The organism is Fusibacter sp. (assembly GCF_057447755.1).
On sequence record NZ_JBVBZF010000501.1, the window covers coordinates 1 to 1,743 of the forward strand.

A 1,743-nucleotide genomic window follows, 5' to 3' on the forward strand; every position below is an offset into this window, starting at 1 on the left:
CATATGACGCTTTACTATAATTAAACCAATAAGGATGTGAAAAGTTATGCAGTTAGATTTCAAAGCGTGTAATTACGAAGAAATAAGTCATTTCATTAATTCATATGTAAGTCTTTTAAATTCACCAATAGATTCCTATGTGGAAGATCATATCTTGAACGCTCAACATTATTTAATTGAACATAAGGGTCTAAAAATTGGCTATTTTTCTATATATGATAGCAACCTATTAACTCAGTTTTATATTGAAAGTCGTTTTAGGCACTTAGGTCAAGATGCCTTTTATAAAATGAAGAAAATGCAAACTGTCCAGATGGCATTGGTGCCAACTTGTGATGAGTTTTTTTTATCTCATGCATTAGACGCCTATAAAAGTATTGATAAACAAGCCTATTTATTTAAGGATTCAATGGATGCTAAAGAAATTTCAGAAATTGAAAATGAAATTGATTTAAGGCTAGCTGAAAAAGGGGATATTGCTGAGATTATCAAGTATAGTGGCGATTTTATCGATAAACATGAAGAGAGAGTAGCCAGAAAAGAAATTTATATCGCAAGCAAAGGGCAAGAAATTGTAGGTTATGGCATTTGGGAAAATGGAGTTATTGCAAAAGAATATGTAAGTATCGGCATGTATACCTTAGAGAAATATAGACAGCAAGGTATTGGCAAAGATATATTGCTGAAGCTAAAAAAGACCGTTTATGAAAACAATAAAATTCCAATAGCAGGATGCTGGCTTTACAATCATAACTCTAAGAAAACACTTGAAAAGGCAGGATTTTGCACCAGTACGAGACTGTTAAAAATCAAATTTTGATATACTGAAACACAATGATCATAAACAAAAAAATATATAGTTGCTTAACACATAAATGGGATATGAACTCAAAACAAGCTTTTATCAATGCTCTAGTAAGACTGTTACAGTTGTCCTCAAAATCTTATGATCTTTTTAAAGTTGACTTGGCATGCGCAACTTTTTCTTTTTAATGTATTTGACTGGTCAAAAGTTAAGTGTATATTTCTTTGAAACACTTCCAAATAGCCAATATTCAAGAATTCTTTCAAGCTCTTTGGCGAAAATCATCTACAGAAGTCATCTACAGAAGTCATCTAGAGAAGCCATCTACAGAAATCATCTACGGAAATCAAAAATAATTTGAACACGATTTGCCTTTTAGAAAGCACGAATTGTCCTATAAATCTATGTCAAATAGACTATAATCATATTGACCGGTCAAGATAAAGAAAAGGAGTATTCAGACATGAAGAATTATCTTCAAGAAATAGTGAATTATGTAGATGAACATGTGGCGCATCCAATTACATTGGACATGATTTCCAGTTACATCGGATTTTCAAAATATTACTTGAATCATATGTTTAGCATATATACAGGGTTTTCAATCATGGAATACGTGAGAAAGAAGAAGCTGGAGTATGCCCTTGACCTATTGAAAACCGATAGGCGCATTATAGATATTGCACTTGAGATCGGTTACTCATCTGAACGGGCATTTTCAAGAGCGGTTCAAAAGGAGTATGGTCATTCACCTAATTATTTTAGACAAAGTGACGCATTAAGGATGCGTACATTGACAATCTATGATCTAAGGTTGAACATTGATGAAGATAGTCTTTTCTCTGAACTCCCCACTACACATAAAGACCTTAAAAATCTGATTATGGAAAGAGGCGTGAGAGATATGAAAAATTATTTAAGTGATATTAAGTATGAAG

The 1,743-nt window shown here is 32.5% G+C and carries 2 protein-coding genes; both read left to right on the top strand.

Annotated features, from left to right (window positions below):
- The first annotated feature begins 46 nt into the window (after positions 1–46).
- Positions 47–820 carry a GNAT family N-acetyltransferase gene (locus AC220I_RS22110; RefSeq protein ID WP_486726032.1) on the top strand — a complete coding sequence of 258 codons (774 nt, stop codon included), beginning with the start codon at positions 47–49 and terminating at the stop codon, positions 818–820.
- Positions 821–1,268: 448 nt separating this feature from the next.
- Positions 1,269–1,743 (top strand): helix-turn-helix transcriptional regulator (locus tag AC220I_RS22115; protein ID WP_486726033.1); only part of this gene is annotated, 475 nt, incomplete at its 3' end.

What these genes read in the sequence shown, in the direction of transcription:
- AC220I_RS22110 (WP_486726032.1), top strand. Translation starts at nt 47, where the DNA reads ATGCAGTTAGATTTCAAAGCGTGTAATTACGAAGAAATAAGTCATTTC.